The organism is Bradyrhizobium sp. LeoA1Lang, from assembly GCF_055413685.1.
This window is the reverse complement of record NZ_JBVAPG010000049.1, coordinates 1-14833: the sequence shown is the minus strand read 5'-3', so window position 1 is coordinate 14833 and position 14833 is coordinate 1. Positions and strand designations below refer to the sequence as shown.

General features: G+C 59.2%; 15 protein-coding genes and 1 pseudogene. 7 read left to right on the top strand and 9 right to left on the bottom strand.

Annotated elements, in window-relative coordinates; translation table 11 throughout:
• Nucleotides 1–9: 9 nt before the first annotated feature.
• Both ACZYOF_RS18285 and ACZYOF_RS18280 read right to left on the bottom strand, forming a co-directional pair.
• The gene (locus ACZYOF_RS18285; RefSeq protein WP_130578156.1) at nucleotides 10–732 is read right to left on the bottom strand and encodes a GntR family transcriptional regulator; all 723 of its coding nucleotides are present in this window, start codon (nucleotides 730–732) and stop codon (nucleotides 10–12) included.
• A gap of 122 nt (nucleotides 733–854) precedes the next feature.
• Nucleotides 855–1982 carry a mandelate racemase/muconate lactonizing enzyme family protein gene (locus ACZYOF_RS18280; RefSeq protein ID WP_463716628.1) on the bottom strand — a complete coding sequence of 376 codons (1128 nt, stop codon included), beginning with the start codon at nucleotides 1980–1982 and terminating at the stop codon, nucleotides 855–857.
• A 113-nt stretch (nucleotides 1983–2095) separates the two neighbouring features.
• Here ACZYOF_RS18280 and ACZYOF_RS18275 point away from each other — a divergent pair, with 113 nt between their 5' ends.
• Genes ACZYOF_RS18275 through ACZYOF_RS18265 form a run of 3 tightly spaced genes read left to right on the top strand, consistent with a single transcriptional unit; the run spans nucleotide 2096 to nucleotide 4694 of the window.
• The gene (locus ACZYOF_RS18275; protein ID WP_463716607.1) at nucleotides 2096–2848 is read left to right on the top strand and encodes an ABC transporter permease; all 753 of its coding nucleotides are present in this window, start codon (nucleotides 2096–2098) and stop codon (nucleotides 2846–2848) included.
• Complete coding sequence (locus tag ACZYOF_RS18270; RefSeq protein ID WP_463716606.1) at nucleotides 2845–3672, top strand: ABC transporter ATP-binding protein; 828 nt, start codon at nucleotides 2845–2847, stop codon at nucleotides 3670–3672. Before ACZYOF_RS18275 ends, ACZYOF_RS18270 begins: the two co-directional genes overlap by 4 nt.
• A 26-nt stretch (nucleotides 3673–3698) precedes the next feature.
• Nucleotides 3699–4694, top strand: coding sequence for an ABC transporter substrate-binding protein (locus ACZYOF_RS18265; protein WP_463716605.1), 996 nt, complete (start codon nucleotides 3699–3701; stop codon nucleotides 4692–4694).
• A gap of 61 nt (nucleotides 4695–4755) precedes the next feature.
• Here ACZYOF_RS18265 and ACZYOF_RS18260 read toward each other — a convergent pair whose 3' ends face one another.
• The 7 genes and pseudogenes from ACZYOF_RS18260 to ACZYOF_RS18230 form a co-directional block, all read right to left on the bottom strand.
• Nucleotides 4756–5292 carry a ParB N-terminal domain-containing protein gene (locus ACZYOF_RS18260; protein WP_463716604.1) on the bottom strand — a complete coding sequence of 179 codons (537 nt, stop codon included), beginning with the start codon at nucleotides 5290–5292 and terminating at the stop codon, nucleotides 4756–4758.
• A gap of 209 nt (nucleotides 5293–5501) precedes the next feature.
• The gene (locus ACZYOF_RS18255) at nucleotides 5502–5948 is read right to left on the bottom strand and encodes a hypothetical protein (RefSeq protein WP_463716603.1); all 447 of its coding nucleotides are present in this window, start codon (nucleotides 5946–5948) and stop codon (nucleotides 5502–5504) included.
• A 340-nt stretch (nucleotides 5949–6288) separates the two neighbouring features.
• Nucleotides 6289–6555 (bottom strand): IS66 family insertion sequence element accessory protein TnpB, encoded by a 267-nt coding sequence (tnpB, locus tag ACZYOF_RS18250; protein ID WP_463716602.1) that lies wholly within the window; start codon nucleotides 6553–6555, stop codon nucleotides 6289–6291.
• A 129-nt stretch (nucleotides 6556–6684) separates the two neighbouring features.
• Nucleotides 6685–6906: pseudogene (locus ACZYOF_RS18245) on the bottom strand (transposase); the annotation flags it as partial.
• A gap of 239 nt (nucleotides 6907–7145) precedes the next feature.
• Nucleotides 7146–8066 carry an FkbM family methyltransferase gene (locus tag ACZYOF_RS18240; RefSeq protein ID WP_394568197.1) on the bottom strand — a complete coding sequence of 307 codons (921 nt, stop codon included), beginning with the start codon at nucleotides 8064–8066 and terminating at the stop codon, nucleotides 7146–7148.
• Between the two features lie 100 nt (nucleotides 8067–8166).
• Nucleotides 8167–9501 (bottom strand): glycosyltransferase family protein, encoded by a 1335-nt coding sequence (locus ACZYOF_RS18235; protein WP_463716601.1) that lies wholly within the window; start codon nucleotides 9499–9501, stop codon nucleotides 8167–8169.
• Nucleotides 9502–9533: 32 nt separating this feature from the next.
• Entirely contained in the window at nucleotides 9534–9791 is a 258-nt protein-coding gene (locus tag ACZYOF_RS18230; RefSeq protein ID WP_130578147.1) for an SIS domain-containing protein, read from the bottom strand.
• Nucleotides 9792–9872: 81 nt separating this feature from the next.
• Between ACZYOF_RS18230 and ACZYOF_RS18225 the strand changes: the two genes are divergently transcribed.
• The 4 genes from ACZYOF_RS18225 to ACZYOF_RS18210 all read left to right on the top strand — a co-directional run bounded on the left by ACZYOF_RS18225 (nucleotide 9873) and on the right by ACZYOF_RS18210 (nucleotide 14680).
• Nucleotides 9873–11132, top strand: a complete 1260-nt coding sequence (locus ACZYOF_RS18225; protein WP_463716600.1) for a glycosyltransferase family 4 protein — start codon at nucleotides 9873–9875, stop codon at nucleotides 11130–11132.
• Between the two features lie 207 nt (nucleotides 11133–11339).
• Nucleotides 11340–12179 (top strand): ABC transporter permease, encoded by an 840-nt coding sequence (locus tag ACZYOF_RS18220; protein WP_463716627.1) that lies wholly within the window; start codon nucleotides 11340–11342, stop codon nucleotides 12177–12179.
• 3 nt (nucleotides 12180–12182) lie between these two features.
• Nucleotides 12183–12947 carry an ABC transporter ATP-binding protein gene (locus ACZYOF_RS18215; RefSeq protein WP_463716599.1) on the top strand — a complete coding sequence of 255 codons (765 nt, stop codon included), beginning with the start codon at nucleotides 12183–12185 and terminating at the stop codon, nucleotides 12945–12947.
• A 572-nt stretch (nucleotides 12948–13519) separates the two neighbouring features.
• The gene (locus ACZYOF_RS18210; protein ID WP_463716598.1) at nucleotides 13520–14680 is read left to right on the top strand and encodes a glycosyltransferase; all 1161 of its coding nucleotides are present in this window, start codon (nucleotides 13520–13522) and stop codon (nucleotides 14678–14680) included.
• The last annotated feature ends 153 nt before the right edge of the window (nucleotides 14681–14833 follow it).

Here is a 14833-nt window from a genome sequence, read left to right as displayed (position 1 = left end):
ACGCGCACTTCAAGGCCGCAGATCGATATCAAGCCGGACAAAGTCGCCGCGGTAGGTTACTTCGCCCAGATAGATCACACGACGATCGGCGCTCGCAAACACACGCCGAACCTCGGCCACAGGTGAGTTCAAGGGAATTCGCAACAGTTTCGCGGCGTCGAGATCGGCCATTCCGATCGTCAGGGTTTGTCGCGCTGTCTCGATCGCAGGAGATTTCAGCTCCTTGAGCAGCGGAATCACCGTCTCGGTTCGGAAGCGGTCCGGACTTCTGCGGAAGAGCTTCTCGTCGAGATATATCGAGATCACGCAGTAAGGCTGCTTGTTGTGTGAATGCACCCGTCGCATGAACACGTAGCGTTCCGCCGGCCGGCCGTCCTCCGGGAGCAACGGTGCATCAGTGTGGCTCTCTGAAATGTTGATGATCTCGGGGGACGTGTCGCGATAGACCTCGGCGAGATCGGCAAGACTCGTCTCGACCTTCAACCAGCGGTCCTGCTTGAGCATACCGGTTACGAAGGTGCCACGGCCTTGCCGTGCCTGGATCACGCCGTCGCGGGCAAGAAGTTCGACCGCTTGTCTGATGGTCACTCGCGAAACACCGAACTCGGCTGCAAGCATCTCGTTTGCCGGCAGGCGCGAGCCTTGCGCCCAGACTCCCCGGGCAATTCGCTGCCGGAAGATATCGGCAATCTGCGCATATTTCGGAATGTGGCTATCGGAAATCAAATCCATCCTGCCCGCCGCTCCCTGGCTCTCATAGGAAGAACGTGTCGCCAGCCTGCCCGATCGGCGATCGCCGAAACGGTCTCACGTCCTTTCGGACGAATACGCTGCAGAACGAACCGCCCGCCAGATCAAGCTGTCCGATACTCTTCGATCCACGAGAGGTCCGGTTCTATTCCCAGGCCCGGCTCCTCACTCAACGTTACGGCGCCGTTCTTCACATCGGCGACCGGCCCGCAAAGCCGGTCGCGCAGCGGATTATCGTTGGAATCGACTTCCAGCATGCCCGCGCCACCGACCCCGGCAAGCAGATGCGCCGACGCCAAGAGGCCAATCCCGCCGCCCAGATAATGCGGACAGAAAATCTTGTCGGCCGCCAGGATGGAGCGCGCGATCTTCGAGCCCACGGTCAATCCGCCCCATTTGGCTATATCGGGCTGCACGACTCGCAACACGCGATCGTGGAGCGCCTGATCGAACCCCGCAGAACTCGCAATGTTCTCTCCTGCGGCCAACGGCACGCCAGCTTGCTCGCTCAAGGTTTGCCACTCGTGCCATGGTCGGTCGGCGCGGATCGGCTCTTCGAGCCAGGCAAGGCCAAACTCTCCGTAAGAGGGCGCCAGTTCGAGCGCGCGCGCGAGAGACCAGGCCTGATTGGCGTCCGCAGCCAATACACCTGCGCCTACAATGTCGCGAAGCGCAGCAAGGTTGGAACGATCCGTTGCCGGATCAAATCCGACCTTCAGCTTGAGGGCGAGGTGTCCGCGCCGCAGCGCCGCTTCTGCCGTCTGCCGCGAGCCGATCGGATTGATCCCGCTGGCGTAGACTTTAATTCTGTTACCGGTCCCGCCGAGTAATTTCCACAGCGGGACCTTGCGGCGTCGCGCGTGAATATCCCAAAACGCAAGATCGATGCCGGCAATCGCCTGGGCAAAGGGACCTGGTTCGCCCGATTGCAGCGCCAGTACCGCGGTTCCCTCGGTCATCGCCGCAAACAGCTCCGCTGGCTCGCTGACGCCACGACCGTGGATGGCGGGCGCGAGAATCTCGTTGACGAGCCGCGTCCGGTGCTCGGCTCCAGTCGACGGGAAGTTCGACCAGACCTCGCCCCAGCCGACGTAACCGTCCTCATCTTCGACACGAACGAACACCGCCGGCCGGTTGAGCATCCGACCGAACGACGTCACGACCGGCGTCGCCAACGGATAGCGGTAGCAGAAGGCCTGGACGTTGCGGACGGTGAATTTCGGCGATGTCATCGGCAGCATCCCGCGGAAATAGCCCTCTTGTATAGTCATCCTATTTATCGTATGATAGCACATCAATCAATCACAAACACAGTTGGAAACGCTTGATAAAGGGCAGCACCGCAATGCGCTTGTTGTTGGGGTCCATCCCGTGGATCGGCGCAGTCGTGCTTTGGTACGCAGTGCGCTGGAGCGGATTGGTCAACGAAGCGCTGATACCCTCGCCGCACCAGGTTGCGGCCAAGTTCGTTGATCTCCTGCTGCACGACAATCTGCTGCTCGACATTTGGTCGTCGACGCGGCGTGTCTTTCTGGGGGTGATCCTCGGCATCATGGTCGCGGTCCCCGTCGGCTTCCTGCTCGGCTGGTATCGGCCGGCGCGCATCCTCGCCGACCCGATGATCAATTTTTTTCGCGCCCTGCCGCCGATCGCCCTGATCCCACTCGTGATCGTCTATTTCGGTGTCGACGAGCCGGCGAAGCTCGTCATTCTGTTCTACGCCGCGTTCTTCTCGGGAGTTATCGTGATGTATGAAGGCGTCTCGCAGATCACGCCTCTCTATATCCGCGTCGCGAAGACGCTGGGCGCCGGCGAGATCGAGATATTTCGCAAAGTCATCATCCCCTTGACGGTGCCACATATCCTCACCGCGTTGCGGGTCGCGCTGGGCGTGGCGTGGGCAACGCTGGTTGCATCAGAGCTTGTCGCCGCGCAGCGTGGACTTGGTGCCATGATCCAGAACGCGTCCACCTATTTCCTGCTCGACGTGATCTATGTCGGAATTATCTGCATCGGCTGCATCGCCCTGATCATGGATCTGATCCTGCGCCGGATCAGCGCCAGATTGCTGGTGTGGCAGGAGCGAGCGATCGCATGAACGGCATCGTGAAGTCCGCCAAGCGCGCACAGTTCGACCACGTCTCGCTCGCCTTCGATACGCCGAAAGGCAGGCTCTCGGTCGTCGATAACGTCACCTGCGACATTCATGAAGGCGACTTCATTGCGGTGATCGGACCTTCCGGTTGCGGCAAAACCACCATGATGAGCATGCTGGCCGGCTTTCAGAAGCCGACCACAGGCCGGGTGCTGTTCGAAGGCGAGCCGGTCCGGGGTCCCGGCCCGGAACGCGGCGTGATTTTTCAGGAGTACGGCGTCTTCCCCTGGCTCACCGTCAAACAGAACATCGCCTTCGGTCTGCAGCTCAAGGCCAATCGTGTTCCGGTCGCGGAACGCGACGCGATCTGCGACCACTATATCGATCTCATGGGTCTTGGGGATTTTGCGAATTCCTACCCCAAGCATCTCTCTGGCGGCATGCGACAGCGGCGGGCTATTGCCCGCGCTTATGCGGTGAAGCCGCAATTTCTCCTGATGGACGAGCCGTTCGGGGCTCTCGACGCGCAGACCCGCGCCAACATGCAGAACCTGCTGCTCAAGGTGCTCGCGACCGAGGGCAAGACCGTCATGCTCATCACCCACTCCGTCGAAGAGGCGATTTTCCTCGCCTCTCGGATAGTCGTGGTGACGGCGCGTCCCGCGCGGATCAAGAAGATCATCGACGTGCCCTTTGCCTATCCGCGCGACGAAACGATTCAGGAAAGGCCGGAGTTCGGCGAGCTGAGGAGTTACATCAGAGAGCTCGTGATGAGCGAATACCGGGCACAGCAGGCGCAAATGCGACCGGTTTCATTTTCGGAATAGATAACAAGATGGCGGGAGGGAAACACATGGATCGACGGCAATTCCTGACGGCGGCAGCCGGCATCGGGCTCGGCAGCTTTGCGGCGTGTGCTCCCGCGATCGCGCAGGCAAAAACCAAGATTCGGGTGGGCTATCTGCACACCGTTGCCGTTGACGGACAGATATGGACCGGCATGGATCGCGGCACCTTCGATAAGCAGGGGCTCGATCTTGAATTGCGCCAGTTCAACACCGGCCTCGAGATCTTTCAGGCGCTGATCGGCGGCAGTCTCGACCTGCTGGCAACCGGCGCCGTGCTGTCGAACTTCCCGGCGCGCGGGCAAGGCAAGGTATTCCTGATCAACGATATCGAGGTGGCTACCGCTCAACTTTGGGTGCGTTCCGACCAGGGCATCAAATCCTTCGCAGACTTGAAGGGAAAACGCATCGCGACGGCAACCGGCACGACCGCGCATGTGTTTCTCGACAAGGCGCTCCGCGCCAACAATGTCGACCCGAAAGAGATAGAACTCATGAACCAGACGATGCCCGCGGCGGTAACGGCGTTCATCTCCGGCGCCGTACCAGCCGTAGCGCTCTGGGTTCCGTTCAATGTGACCGTGCGCGACAAGGTTCCGGGCGCGGTGAAATTGGCGGACGCCTCAGCTTACTATCCGCAGGCTGCCATCATCGGCGGCTGGGCCGCCCGCAACGACTACTACGAACCCAACAAGGAAACGCTTGCCAAGCTCATCAAGGGATGGGCTGAAGCCAACGACCACATCATCGCGAACAGCAAGGAAGCGATGGAAGCACTGCAGAAGAACCACTATAGCCAGACGCCACTCGCCGATATCAACGAATCGTTCAAGGCGCAGAAGATGTTCACGTCGCACGATTGGAAGCGGCTATACTCCGACAACACGATTACAAACTGGCTGCAGCAGTCCACCGATTTCTTCATGGCGAACGCTGGCATCAAGGATTTCACCCCAGCCAACAAATATTTCGACCCGAGCCTCTATCTCAAGACGATTGCCTAGATGGCCATTAGGTTATTGGCTCAAGCCCGCTCGAGGCCGGTGGTCGCGGCGGAGCGGGCGATCAATAACGACCGCCATTGCGCTTTTGTTGCGTGAGCCATTCCGACAACGTTCTTGGTGTTGATCCTGAAGTCCTGCGATCTAATTGGATTCGCGATGCCTTGGGAACGTTCCGGATACCCTTCTCCGAAGGTTTTCGCAAAAGCTCCGCCGATTGCGTCTCCATGACGGCCTCTGAAGCAGCGGCTGATCGCGCGGCAGCCTCCTTTTCGAGGCGCAGTCTTTTCAATCGCGCCATCTTGTCGCGCTCTGCTTCTGCTTCAGCGCTGTCTGACAAAAGCGTCTTTTGATGCATGATCTCAGCCGAGACCAAGACCCCGATGATAGTTCTTTCGCCAAGAGCCTTGCAGGCTTCGAACCGATGCAGTCCCTCGACCAGAACGAACCGGCCTTCGTCGGGCCGAACGAGAATGGGGGCTTGTTGTCCGATTTCTAAAATACTTTCCGCGATTTCTTGAACGAGCTCAGGCTTGACAGCCTTCTTCCTCTTCACGGGAACATAAATCTTGTCGATTGGGAAGCTTTCCGGCTTGGGCATAGCTTCTACTCCTAGTGACTGAGCTCGATTTCCGAAGCACCTGGCGGTGGTGGCTGGATTTTAGGGATGAAGCGCTCTACCGCCAAGGCAATTTCCTCGCGTCTCTCACGCGACGCTGGTCAGACGACCGAGCCTTTTTGAGTCCAGTTTCCTATCGGCTGAGGAATCAAAACTGGTAATGCTACGATCGAGAAGGCCCTGCTTCCCGTTTAACTAGCCGATCGCATCCTTACGCAATGCGGAATAATTGTTGCAGCCGTCAGTAGAGTCATGGAACCGGACGACCGGGGGTCGAAGAGGCGAAAGAAAACGGATCGCACCATGGATGCGGACATGATGACGCGGGCAGGCAAGGCTAGGCGCGAGACCTCGGCACCATCGTCATCACTACGGTGTTTCCTGGCGCGCAAGGAGGCGGCTGCCGTGTTGCGGATATCGCGCTTGCGAAACTCGACCGCATGGTCGCACGCGGCGATCTCAGAGCCAATAAACACGGCCACTCGGTAGTGGTGATGAGAAACGAGATCGCGCGCTACATCGAGCAATAGCCCGACGCGAAACCGCGCGCCGAACGGGTACGCGGTGATTGAGGTTTCAGGCGACTTAAACAGCGAGGTCGAGCGCTTTTCGCGTTTTTGAGGTTCGATTTTCGTCAACGCAATCGATCTGCTCAACGCAATCGATCTTCGGATATTTCGAACATATAAGCCATTGATTTTACTGATCTTTTTAGGATTGGCGGGGGCGGGAGGGATCGAACCTCCGAATGGCGGAATCAAAATCCGCTTGATTATTCAACGATTTCAAAGCGCATTTGGAAAAATGCCCCAAAAAGCCCTCTAACGATTTCAATAGCTTGGCGGACGTTTCCAAATAAAGCAGCCAGCGCCCCGAGGATCAGTCCCAATCGTGGCGGGTTGTCGACGATCCGATAGCTGAAGCAATCCGACCACCCGCGATACTTGAGGTTCTCGTCTTAGAGCCCAACGACCTCGCTCAGCAGATAGAGGTCGTGGCCCACTGCCGCGGTTCGTCAGCGTGCTTAAAGGTCTCACTTCCGAGTGAACGGGACGACACCTGGCCATCATGCCAGATCACCTTCAGCAGATTGCCGCGACAACCACGGAAGCAAAACAGGTGGCCGCTGAGCGGGTCGCGATGCAATATCTCCCGAACCTGCAGGGTCAACGACGGAAAACCCTTCCGCATGTCGGTATAGCCAGTCGCGAGCCATACCCGCACGCACGCCGGCAGCGGTATCATCGCGGCGGTCCATCCACCAATACCAACACTGCTGCCTTCAGCGTCGCCGCGTCAACCGCGCCTGCGATCTGCATCCGAGCTCGGCTGCGAACTCGATCTCGATCGCACCGCAGACCCCGGTGGGCGCCGTCAACGGCTGCCGGTTCGGCGTAACCGAGACCGCCACAAAGCGGACTTCATCATCCTGCCGCGACGGCGGCTCAGGCTCGCAGGCGAGGACCCCGAGCGCGCCTGCCGCCGCCAAGCTGTAAGCAGATTAGGGTGAAGATCATGTCGGCGGCGCGCAACCCCAACAACGCTTGCCGCGGGCGCCCAACTCTCCTCCACGATCCGATGCTTCTCGGCAGTGGTCCACCGTCGCCGCTCCGGACGGAACCATAACTGTTGTGACGTTCACTCATTTGCTGGCAGATTAATCAGCAAATAAAATCGATCGCAGGTGGACCACGCGTCCGCAGTCCAAGATCGAGATGGCGTGCCGGGCGCGATTAAGCAGTGCCCGAAACCGCATGCATTTCCACGAACCTCAACCAAATCACCTCCGGCATTCCCAGCTTTATTCGCTGGAAACGGCAACCGCTTGTTTGCGATCATTTCCCCCAAGGGTCGTGGCTGGCCTTCACCCACACATAATCAGAGTGCGGGGCGAACTCCGTCATATATGCGAAGTCTAAGGGAGACGAAACATAGACTCCGCCATCCGGTTCAATCTTTGGCAGCAGTTGTCGTGGCCGAAAGCCCAGGTCAGCCGCCTGATTCCAGAACGAGCGAAATGCCTCTTGTGAGGTCTGCGACGCTTGCGCAAAATGATTCGCGCACCATTCAGTAATGAGGCGCAGGTTCGGTGAACGGGATATGGTCTCGCGAGCTCCAGCCAGCGCCAAGGGCTCGGCGCCCTCGATGTCCAAGTGGATCAGATCCAGCGGTGGCCCGCCATCGCAAATTGCGTCGATCGTACGCGTCTTGGTCTCGAAATGAAGCATCAGCCCTTTGCCCAAGATGAGACGGTCATTCTCATCGAACAGCGGCGAAATCGATTCCGCGGACCAACGAGCATCCTCGAAACTGTCAACCACAAACGTCTGGCCGCTCTCACGGCTGGCACCACCACCACCGAGATATTGCGGATCAAAGGCAAACGTGATGGTCTCACCCGTTGTATTGCCAAGGGCGCATTTATACACGTGCGTGCGATCAGGTATGCCGCCGTAGAACACGTTCATCATCAGGTACGGAACGATGTAAGGGTTTGGCTCAACGACCTTCACCGATCCGGACGGCCCCACCCGCTGCCCGCCTAGAACCATATAGTAGCCAAAATTTCCGCCGGCATTTAAATAATGCTGCCCCTCGCCGAGCAATTCTTGAACCAGCCTGGTTGTCCAGGGCTCGATAACACCATCGCGGATCACGCCGAGAGCCACGTCGATATTAAAGGAGGGGACTACCAACTTGGCCCCCCAATTTGTGTGGACCAGCAGGCGGTCACGTCCGAGATATACGCCGTTCATGGTAGCTTTCGCCCGTCGGGGATCGTTTATTGAAGGTGGTGAGGCTTCATAATCGTTCGCGGACGAAAAAGACAGTATCGATGGCGCGCGGGCGGCTTTTTCACTCCGCCGCTCTCAGCGTAATAGGTTCCGGGTTCGTGAGGCTCTGATGACCTCCCTGGGCACCTGCACAACGACTGAACAGGTCCCCGTAGAAGTTTGCCAATGTTTCGGAATTGTAGCCGGGCTGTGGCCTTGTGTTCTTGGTTTGACTCAACTTCCCAATCGTTTGAGCGAGCTCGATATAATTGCCGACGTCTATCATCTCGAACTGTGCAGGGAAATATTTCTCCAGCTCGACGAAGGCACGTGTGCGCGTGAGAATGGTGGGTTTGCCAAGTTCGATTGCATGTGAGGCCGGGCCGGATCCGCTCTGCCCTACCTCGAGATATGGAAAGAGGCAGATGTCAACGGCCTTCACAGCCAATGCAAAATCATAGTCGGCTCTCGGGGCGCCCAAGAAACTGATCCTGCCGAGCAGATCAGAATTAGCCTTAGGATTACCCCGAGTCCCAGACTCCCCCCGCTCGATCTCCTCCAGGATTTGCTTGATGTAAGGATCAATCGAGGCCTTGGGCTTGATCGTCTCGGGGTGCACGCCTCCGTATATCAAGAGCTGATACTCCGGTCCGAGGTGCCTCATGGCCTTAATGGCAGTCATAATGCCTTTGTATTCCGACAAAAATCCGAAAACGCCAATGAACGTATTTTTGCCAGGGAAACGCTTGCCAAGCTCCTCACGCACGGCTGGCCCTTCCTTTTCCAGTTGAGAAGGCCAGCGGGCGCGGAGGTGGCATAACGGATGATCAAAAACATGAGGTACCCGCGCCACCTGCTTGAAGAAGTCACGCTCACGCTGGGTGTGAGTAGCGACAAAGAAAGGTCGCGGCGATCGCGCGCGTTTTTCAATCGCCTTGTAAGTTAGTCTTTCGAAACGCTGATGAAACGGAAATCTGGCAGCCCGCCGCCAACCGCGATTCCGAACAAATCGAGCAAAGTCAATAGGACCACGGCCCTCGGGGTATGGGACTGCAGTGTGCACAGTCAGCACCAACCGGTCCGCTGCATCGACTATCATCTCGAAGCGGCGAGCCATATCGAGATCCCGGCCGCCCAAAAGCCCCGGCTCCCATTGGAGATTGACGACGTCGTATTTCTCAAAGCTGTCGCAAATAGCCCTGATTTGCTGATCACCCGCGGTAACGACGTGCGGTTCCGTGCGCTTTAAGATCGTTTGATCCAGAGGAGCAATGGTTACCTCAAAACGCGTTTCGAGTAGCGTCTTGAGCACCTCGCTATAGGCGGCGATGCCGCAATTCGTGCGATGCGACGAGATTATGAGAACCTTTAAAGTCACCACCGCCCCCAACGAGTGCCCGACAACACGTTCGAACATCCCAGATTACAGTGCCTCCTGCGACAGAGGCGTCACTTCGCGCATCGGGTAATCACCCGAACCGAATACCACATCGCGCAATTGATGGCGTTGCGCTCCTTCAGGAAACGTCCGAAAAGCGCTCCCGTGATGTGCATGGCATCGCTAGCCGAACCGCCGTTGCCGCACACCATGGGCTTGCCTTGAGCGAGTGCCGCAACGATGATGGCAACGGCGCGATCTACTTTGGAACCGCAGTCGTCCTCTATAGCTCTGTCAACCGCCTGCCGCGAATCGATCAGATATTCCATTAGTGACCGTGCGGGAATCGGTATCTCCTTCCAGCTACAGCTTACGACCTGCAGAAATTCTTATACGGCATGAGAAACGATATGGCCACTCGGCTGTCGAGCGAAGCAGTCCCGCCGGGATGGCAGCTTCGGCTGGCGGAAATCAAATCGGACCTGCTACGTCGCCTCATGCCAACGGCCGGCGAGGCAGTCCCCGAGCTCGACAACATCGTTGTAGCCGGCCTGCTCAAGAGCCCGACAGGGCTCGGTCAATCGGCACGACTGTGCATCTCCGCCCTGCAACAAGCAGGATACCGGGTTGGCACGATAGATCTGAGTAAGCACTTCAAAGTCAACGCAGATGTTCCTTTTGAAAACTTCGGGTCCGATCCGAGGGATGGCCGCGGCATTCTTATTTTGCACATCAATGGGCCACAGGTGACACGGGCCCTCTGGCGCATAGGTCAGGCTCGCGTTCGCAAGAAGCTGATGATCGGATATTGGGCTTGGGAACTGGAGACAGTGCCTGCTGGCTGGATCGACGGAGCGCGCTTCCTTCACGAGATTTGGGCACCGTCCAGCTTCTCCGCCGACGCTATCTCCCGCGCCATCGACCGGCCGGTGCGCGTGGTGCCTCACGTCGCTTCCCCGAGGTCAAGGGATGGTCAAACTGCTGACGCCAGGAGGGCCGCCCGGCTGATGTTGGATCTGCCGGAATCCGCATTTGTCGTTGCCTTTGGCTTCGCCATGCAGTCGAATTTCGAGCGCAAGAATCCTATAGCGGCGCTTGCCGCTTTCAAAGAGGCGTTCGGGAACGACCCTTCAGCCCGTCTTGTGCTGCGCTGTCTTGATCTCCACGCCTATCCGCGCGGTGCCGAGGCATTGCAGCGCCAAATCGCTGTGCACGATAACGTTCACCTGATCTCAGATGTTTCGATTCCGATGAACCTGACGATCGACGCTGCGGACGTCTACGTTTCCCTGCATCGATCTGAAGGCTTCGGTCTCACGATTCTCGAAGCGATGGCCGCGGGCAAGCCGGTGATCGCTACAAAGTGGTCAGGCAACATAGATTTCATGTCGTCGCACGATAGCATCCTGATCGACAGCCACCAGGTCTTGGTTGACGATCCCCAAGGCGTCTATGATCGATCCCTTGGCTGCTGGGCAGAGCCAAGTATCACGGAAGCCGCGAGCGCATTGCGGAGGCTCTACCACGACGTCGAATTTCGAAATACAATGGGAGTCCGAGCCTTGGCCGCGGCGGAAAACTTCGTGCTGAAAAGTCGAAGCACGATACTGGCGGCGCTGCGCGCGGCCGCGAGCGAGCCGCACGGGTCTGCTATCCGAAACGCTCGGTGAAAAGCTCTCGCCGAACCGTCAGGAATCGTCTTTGTTGGGAATCGTCTTTTTCCCTCGCTCGACCCGTAGCCTGCCAATTCCGAGTTGGTCCCTACAGCTCAAAAAATCCGGCGGATCATCAGCTTATCCGCGGTTGCTTTACGCCAAGAATAATCCTAATGGGTGGCGCGATCCGCTCCACTGACCATTGGGCGCCGCTGATTGACCGTGACATCTGCCGATTTTGACCTCGGGAAACCCGTCGTCCGCATCACGGCGGAGGCTGTGCCGCGGCAGGCCATGGCGGACCTGATGGATGGCGCGCGGCGCTATCCGCTGTGGGGCCATCTCGCGTACCACGACATCCGCCAGCGCTTCCGCCGCTCAATGCTCGGCCCGTTCTGGCTGACGCTGACCATGGGCATCATGATCGGAGCCATGGGCCTGGTGTTCTCCACCCTGTTCCGCCAGGACGTCGGCGACACCTTGCCCTATATCGCCATCGGTATCATCTTCTGGGGCTTGCTGACGAGTTGCATCAACGAGGGCGCGCTGGCCTTCATCTCCGCAGAGAGCTTCATCCGCAACGTGCCTGTGCCGGTGAGCGTCCACTTCTACCGCATGATGGCGCGCAACGTGTTCATTTGGCTGTTCAACATGGCCATTTATGTCTTCATCGTCGCCGTGTTCCGGATCTCGCTGGGCTGGAGCGTGATCCTGTTCCTGCCTGGCTTCACTCTGTTTCTGATCAACACCGCCTGGATCGCCCTTGCCTCGGCCATTCTGTCGACCCGCTATCGCGACATGCCACCGGTAATCACCAATGTCATCCAGGTGGTGTTCTTCGTGACACCGGTCTTCTGGTCACCCTCGGTGATGTCGCATCGGCCCGCGTTCGTGGCGTTGAATCCGTTCTACCACCTGCTCGCAATTGTTCGCGAACCACTCCTCGGCGCACAGCCTCCGGTGCAAAGTTGGCTGTTCTGCATCGGGCTGGCGCTCGTGGGGCTCACCTTCACCACCTGGCTCTATCGCCGCGCCCACGCGCGCATCTCCTACTGGGTCTGAGGCGTGACGCGCATTTGCATCGCTAACCTTTCGGTCGAATTCGCCATCTTCGGTGCCAGTGCGCGATCGCTGCGCAACCGGATCCTTGCACAGGCGACCGGCGGCCGGGTGATGACCAGCGCCCGCGACATTGTTTCGGTGCGCGCGATTGACGGCCTCACTCTCGAAATCCGGGAGGGCGAGCGCGTCGCCCTGTCCGGACACAACGGCTCGGGCAAGACGACCCTGCTCCGCGTCCTCTCCGGCATCTACAAGCCGCGAGCGGGCTCCATCCTTATCGAGGGCAAGGTCGGCGCGCTCCTCGATTCCACTGCTGGAATGGACTTCGAGGCGACCGGTATCGAGAATATCTACCTGCGCGGCTACATGCTCGGCATGAGCCGGCGCGAGATCGCATCGAAGGTCGAGGAAATCGCCGATTTCACTGAGCTGGGTGAGTTCCTGGAACTGCCGGTGCGCACCTATTCCGCCGGTATGTTCACGCGTCTCGCGTTCGCAGTTTCCACCGCCGTGGAATCGGATATCCTCCTGATCGACGAAGGCATCGGCGCCGGTGACGCCAATTTCCAGCACAAGGTGCAGCAGCGGATTGAGAGCCTGTTCAGGCGTACCCCCATTGTGCTGCTGGCGAGTCATGCCGAGGGGATGGTGCGGCAATTCTGCACCCGCCGGCTGATCATGGAACACGGGAAGCTGATCGGAGATGAAGCGCTGGCTGCTGACGAAGTGAAAATGCAGCCACACGCAACGACATCCGAGCTGCGATAGCGAGCCCTCGTCTTGACACAATCGGACTCGGTATCCGGCGGACGGTTTCGCCAGAGAAGAGTTTTGGTGTCGCGTAGCTTCTTTCGCCGCTGCCTGCGATCGGCAGGATGGTGGCGCCGCCAGGCGCATCGGCGAGAGCGAAGAAATCCGCAAGCTCGCGAGCGAACTGGTCCCCAGCGACTGGAACGCGCAGCATCTCGAGAGTATTCGGGTCCACACTTGGCTCTCGAAGGAATTCGAGGCAATCGATTTCGAGGACCACCTGCTGGAGCGCCAGCTTCGCAAATGCGGCCCCCGGTTCGCGGCCAAGTACAACGCGCACATATTTTCGCAGTCCTGCGAGGACGCAACAATCGCCGAAATCTTTTCGAGGATCGGCACTACGTCAAACAGATTCATCGAGATCGGCGTCGAAGATGGATCGGAGAACACCACCCGATTACCGCTCATGCTTGGCTGGAAGGGACTGTGAATCGAAGGAAATGCCGCGCATTGCAAGACGGCCCGGCGCAACTTAAAAAACCGGATCGCCACAGGACAAATGCAGCAGCCTCGCCCGTACGGTTCGCGAAATGATCAATCAACGCAGCTTTACGTCTGCTGCCGTCTTCCACGACTATTTCGCAATCCGCGGCGGCGGCGAGCGGCTGGTGCTCGAGCTGGCGCAGGCGCTTGGTGCCTCTATCACCTATGGCTACACCACGCCGGAAAGCTATGAGCGGACGCTGTTCCTCGCCGAGAGCCTCGATTTGAACCTTTCGCCGCTCCTGCGCCGCTACGGCCTGCACGCGCCAGCGCTGGCCTTCGCCTTCGCGCGCCAGCGCGCGCGCGCAGAAAGCATCGACACTCGTATCTTCTCAGGGGTTTGCGCCCCCTTCGCCGCCCCGGCAGCGGACCGCCCGGGCAGGAACATCTATTACTGCCACACACCCCCGCGCTTCCTCTACGATCAACGCGAGTCGTTCGCCGACGGAATCTCGCCGGTGAAGAAGCTCGGCCTTGCGAGCATAGGCGCTGCCTTCCAGCGCGCCTATGAGCGCGCGGTCGGCCGCATGCACCTGATCGTCGCCAATTCCGAAAACGTCCGCGGCCGGATTGAGCGCTTTCTCGGCCGAGACAGCATCGTGGTCTATCCGCCCTGCGACACCGAGGGCTTCGCCTTCGCTGAGCCGCAGGGCTACTATCTCTCGACCGCGCGGCTGGTGGCGCTGAAGCGCGTCGACAGGATCATTGATGCCTTCCGCGCGCTGCCCGGCAAGCAGCTGGTCGTCGCCTCGGGCGGCGACGACGCCGAGGCGTTGCGGCGTCGAGCGGCCGAAGCGCCAAACATCCGCTTCGTCGGCTGGACCGGCGAACGCGAATTGCGCTCGCTAGTGGCGGGTGCCGTCGCTACGATCTACGTGCCCAAGGACGAAGATTTCGGCATGTCACCCGTGGAATCCATGGCTGCAGGCAAGCCAGTGATCGGTGTCGCCGAGGGCGGCCTGCTGGAGACTGTGCTCGATGGGGAGACTGGGCTGCTGCTGCCGGCAGGCTTCACGGCGGAGGACATCGCGGCGGCAGTGGACTGGCTGACGGCGCCGCGGGCGCTTTCGATGCGGCGGGCCTGCGAAGCGCGCGCGGCGCAGTTCACCCGCGCACGCTTCATCAATGGCATGCGCGCGGCCATCGCGTCCGCCGGGGGGATCGAGGTCGGCGTTGCGGGCGCAGGCGTACGCGAAGGTGCCGCGTGAGAGAAAAGGCGGCGTTGCCACGACCTGAGGGTGTCAGAAAGAATGTGTAAGCAGGTTTCTGTGAGTTTACCTTACCGAGGAGACTCACATGACGACCGACACGACGATTACACCTGAACTGCTGGATCAACTGCTTGCTAACTATGAGAAGCC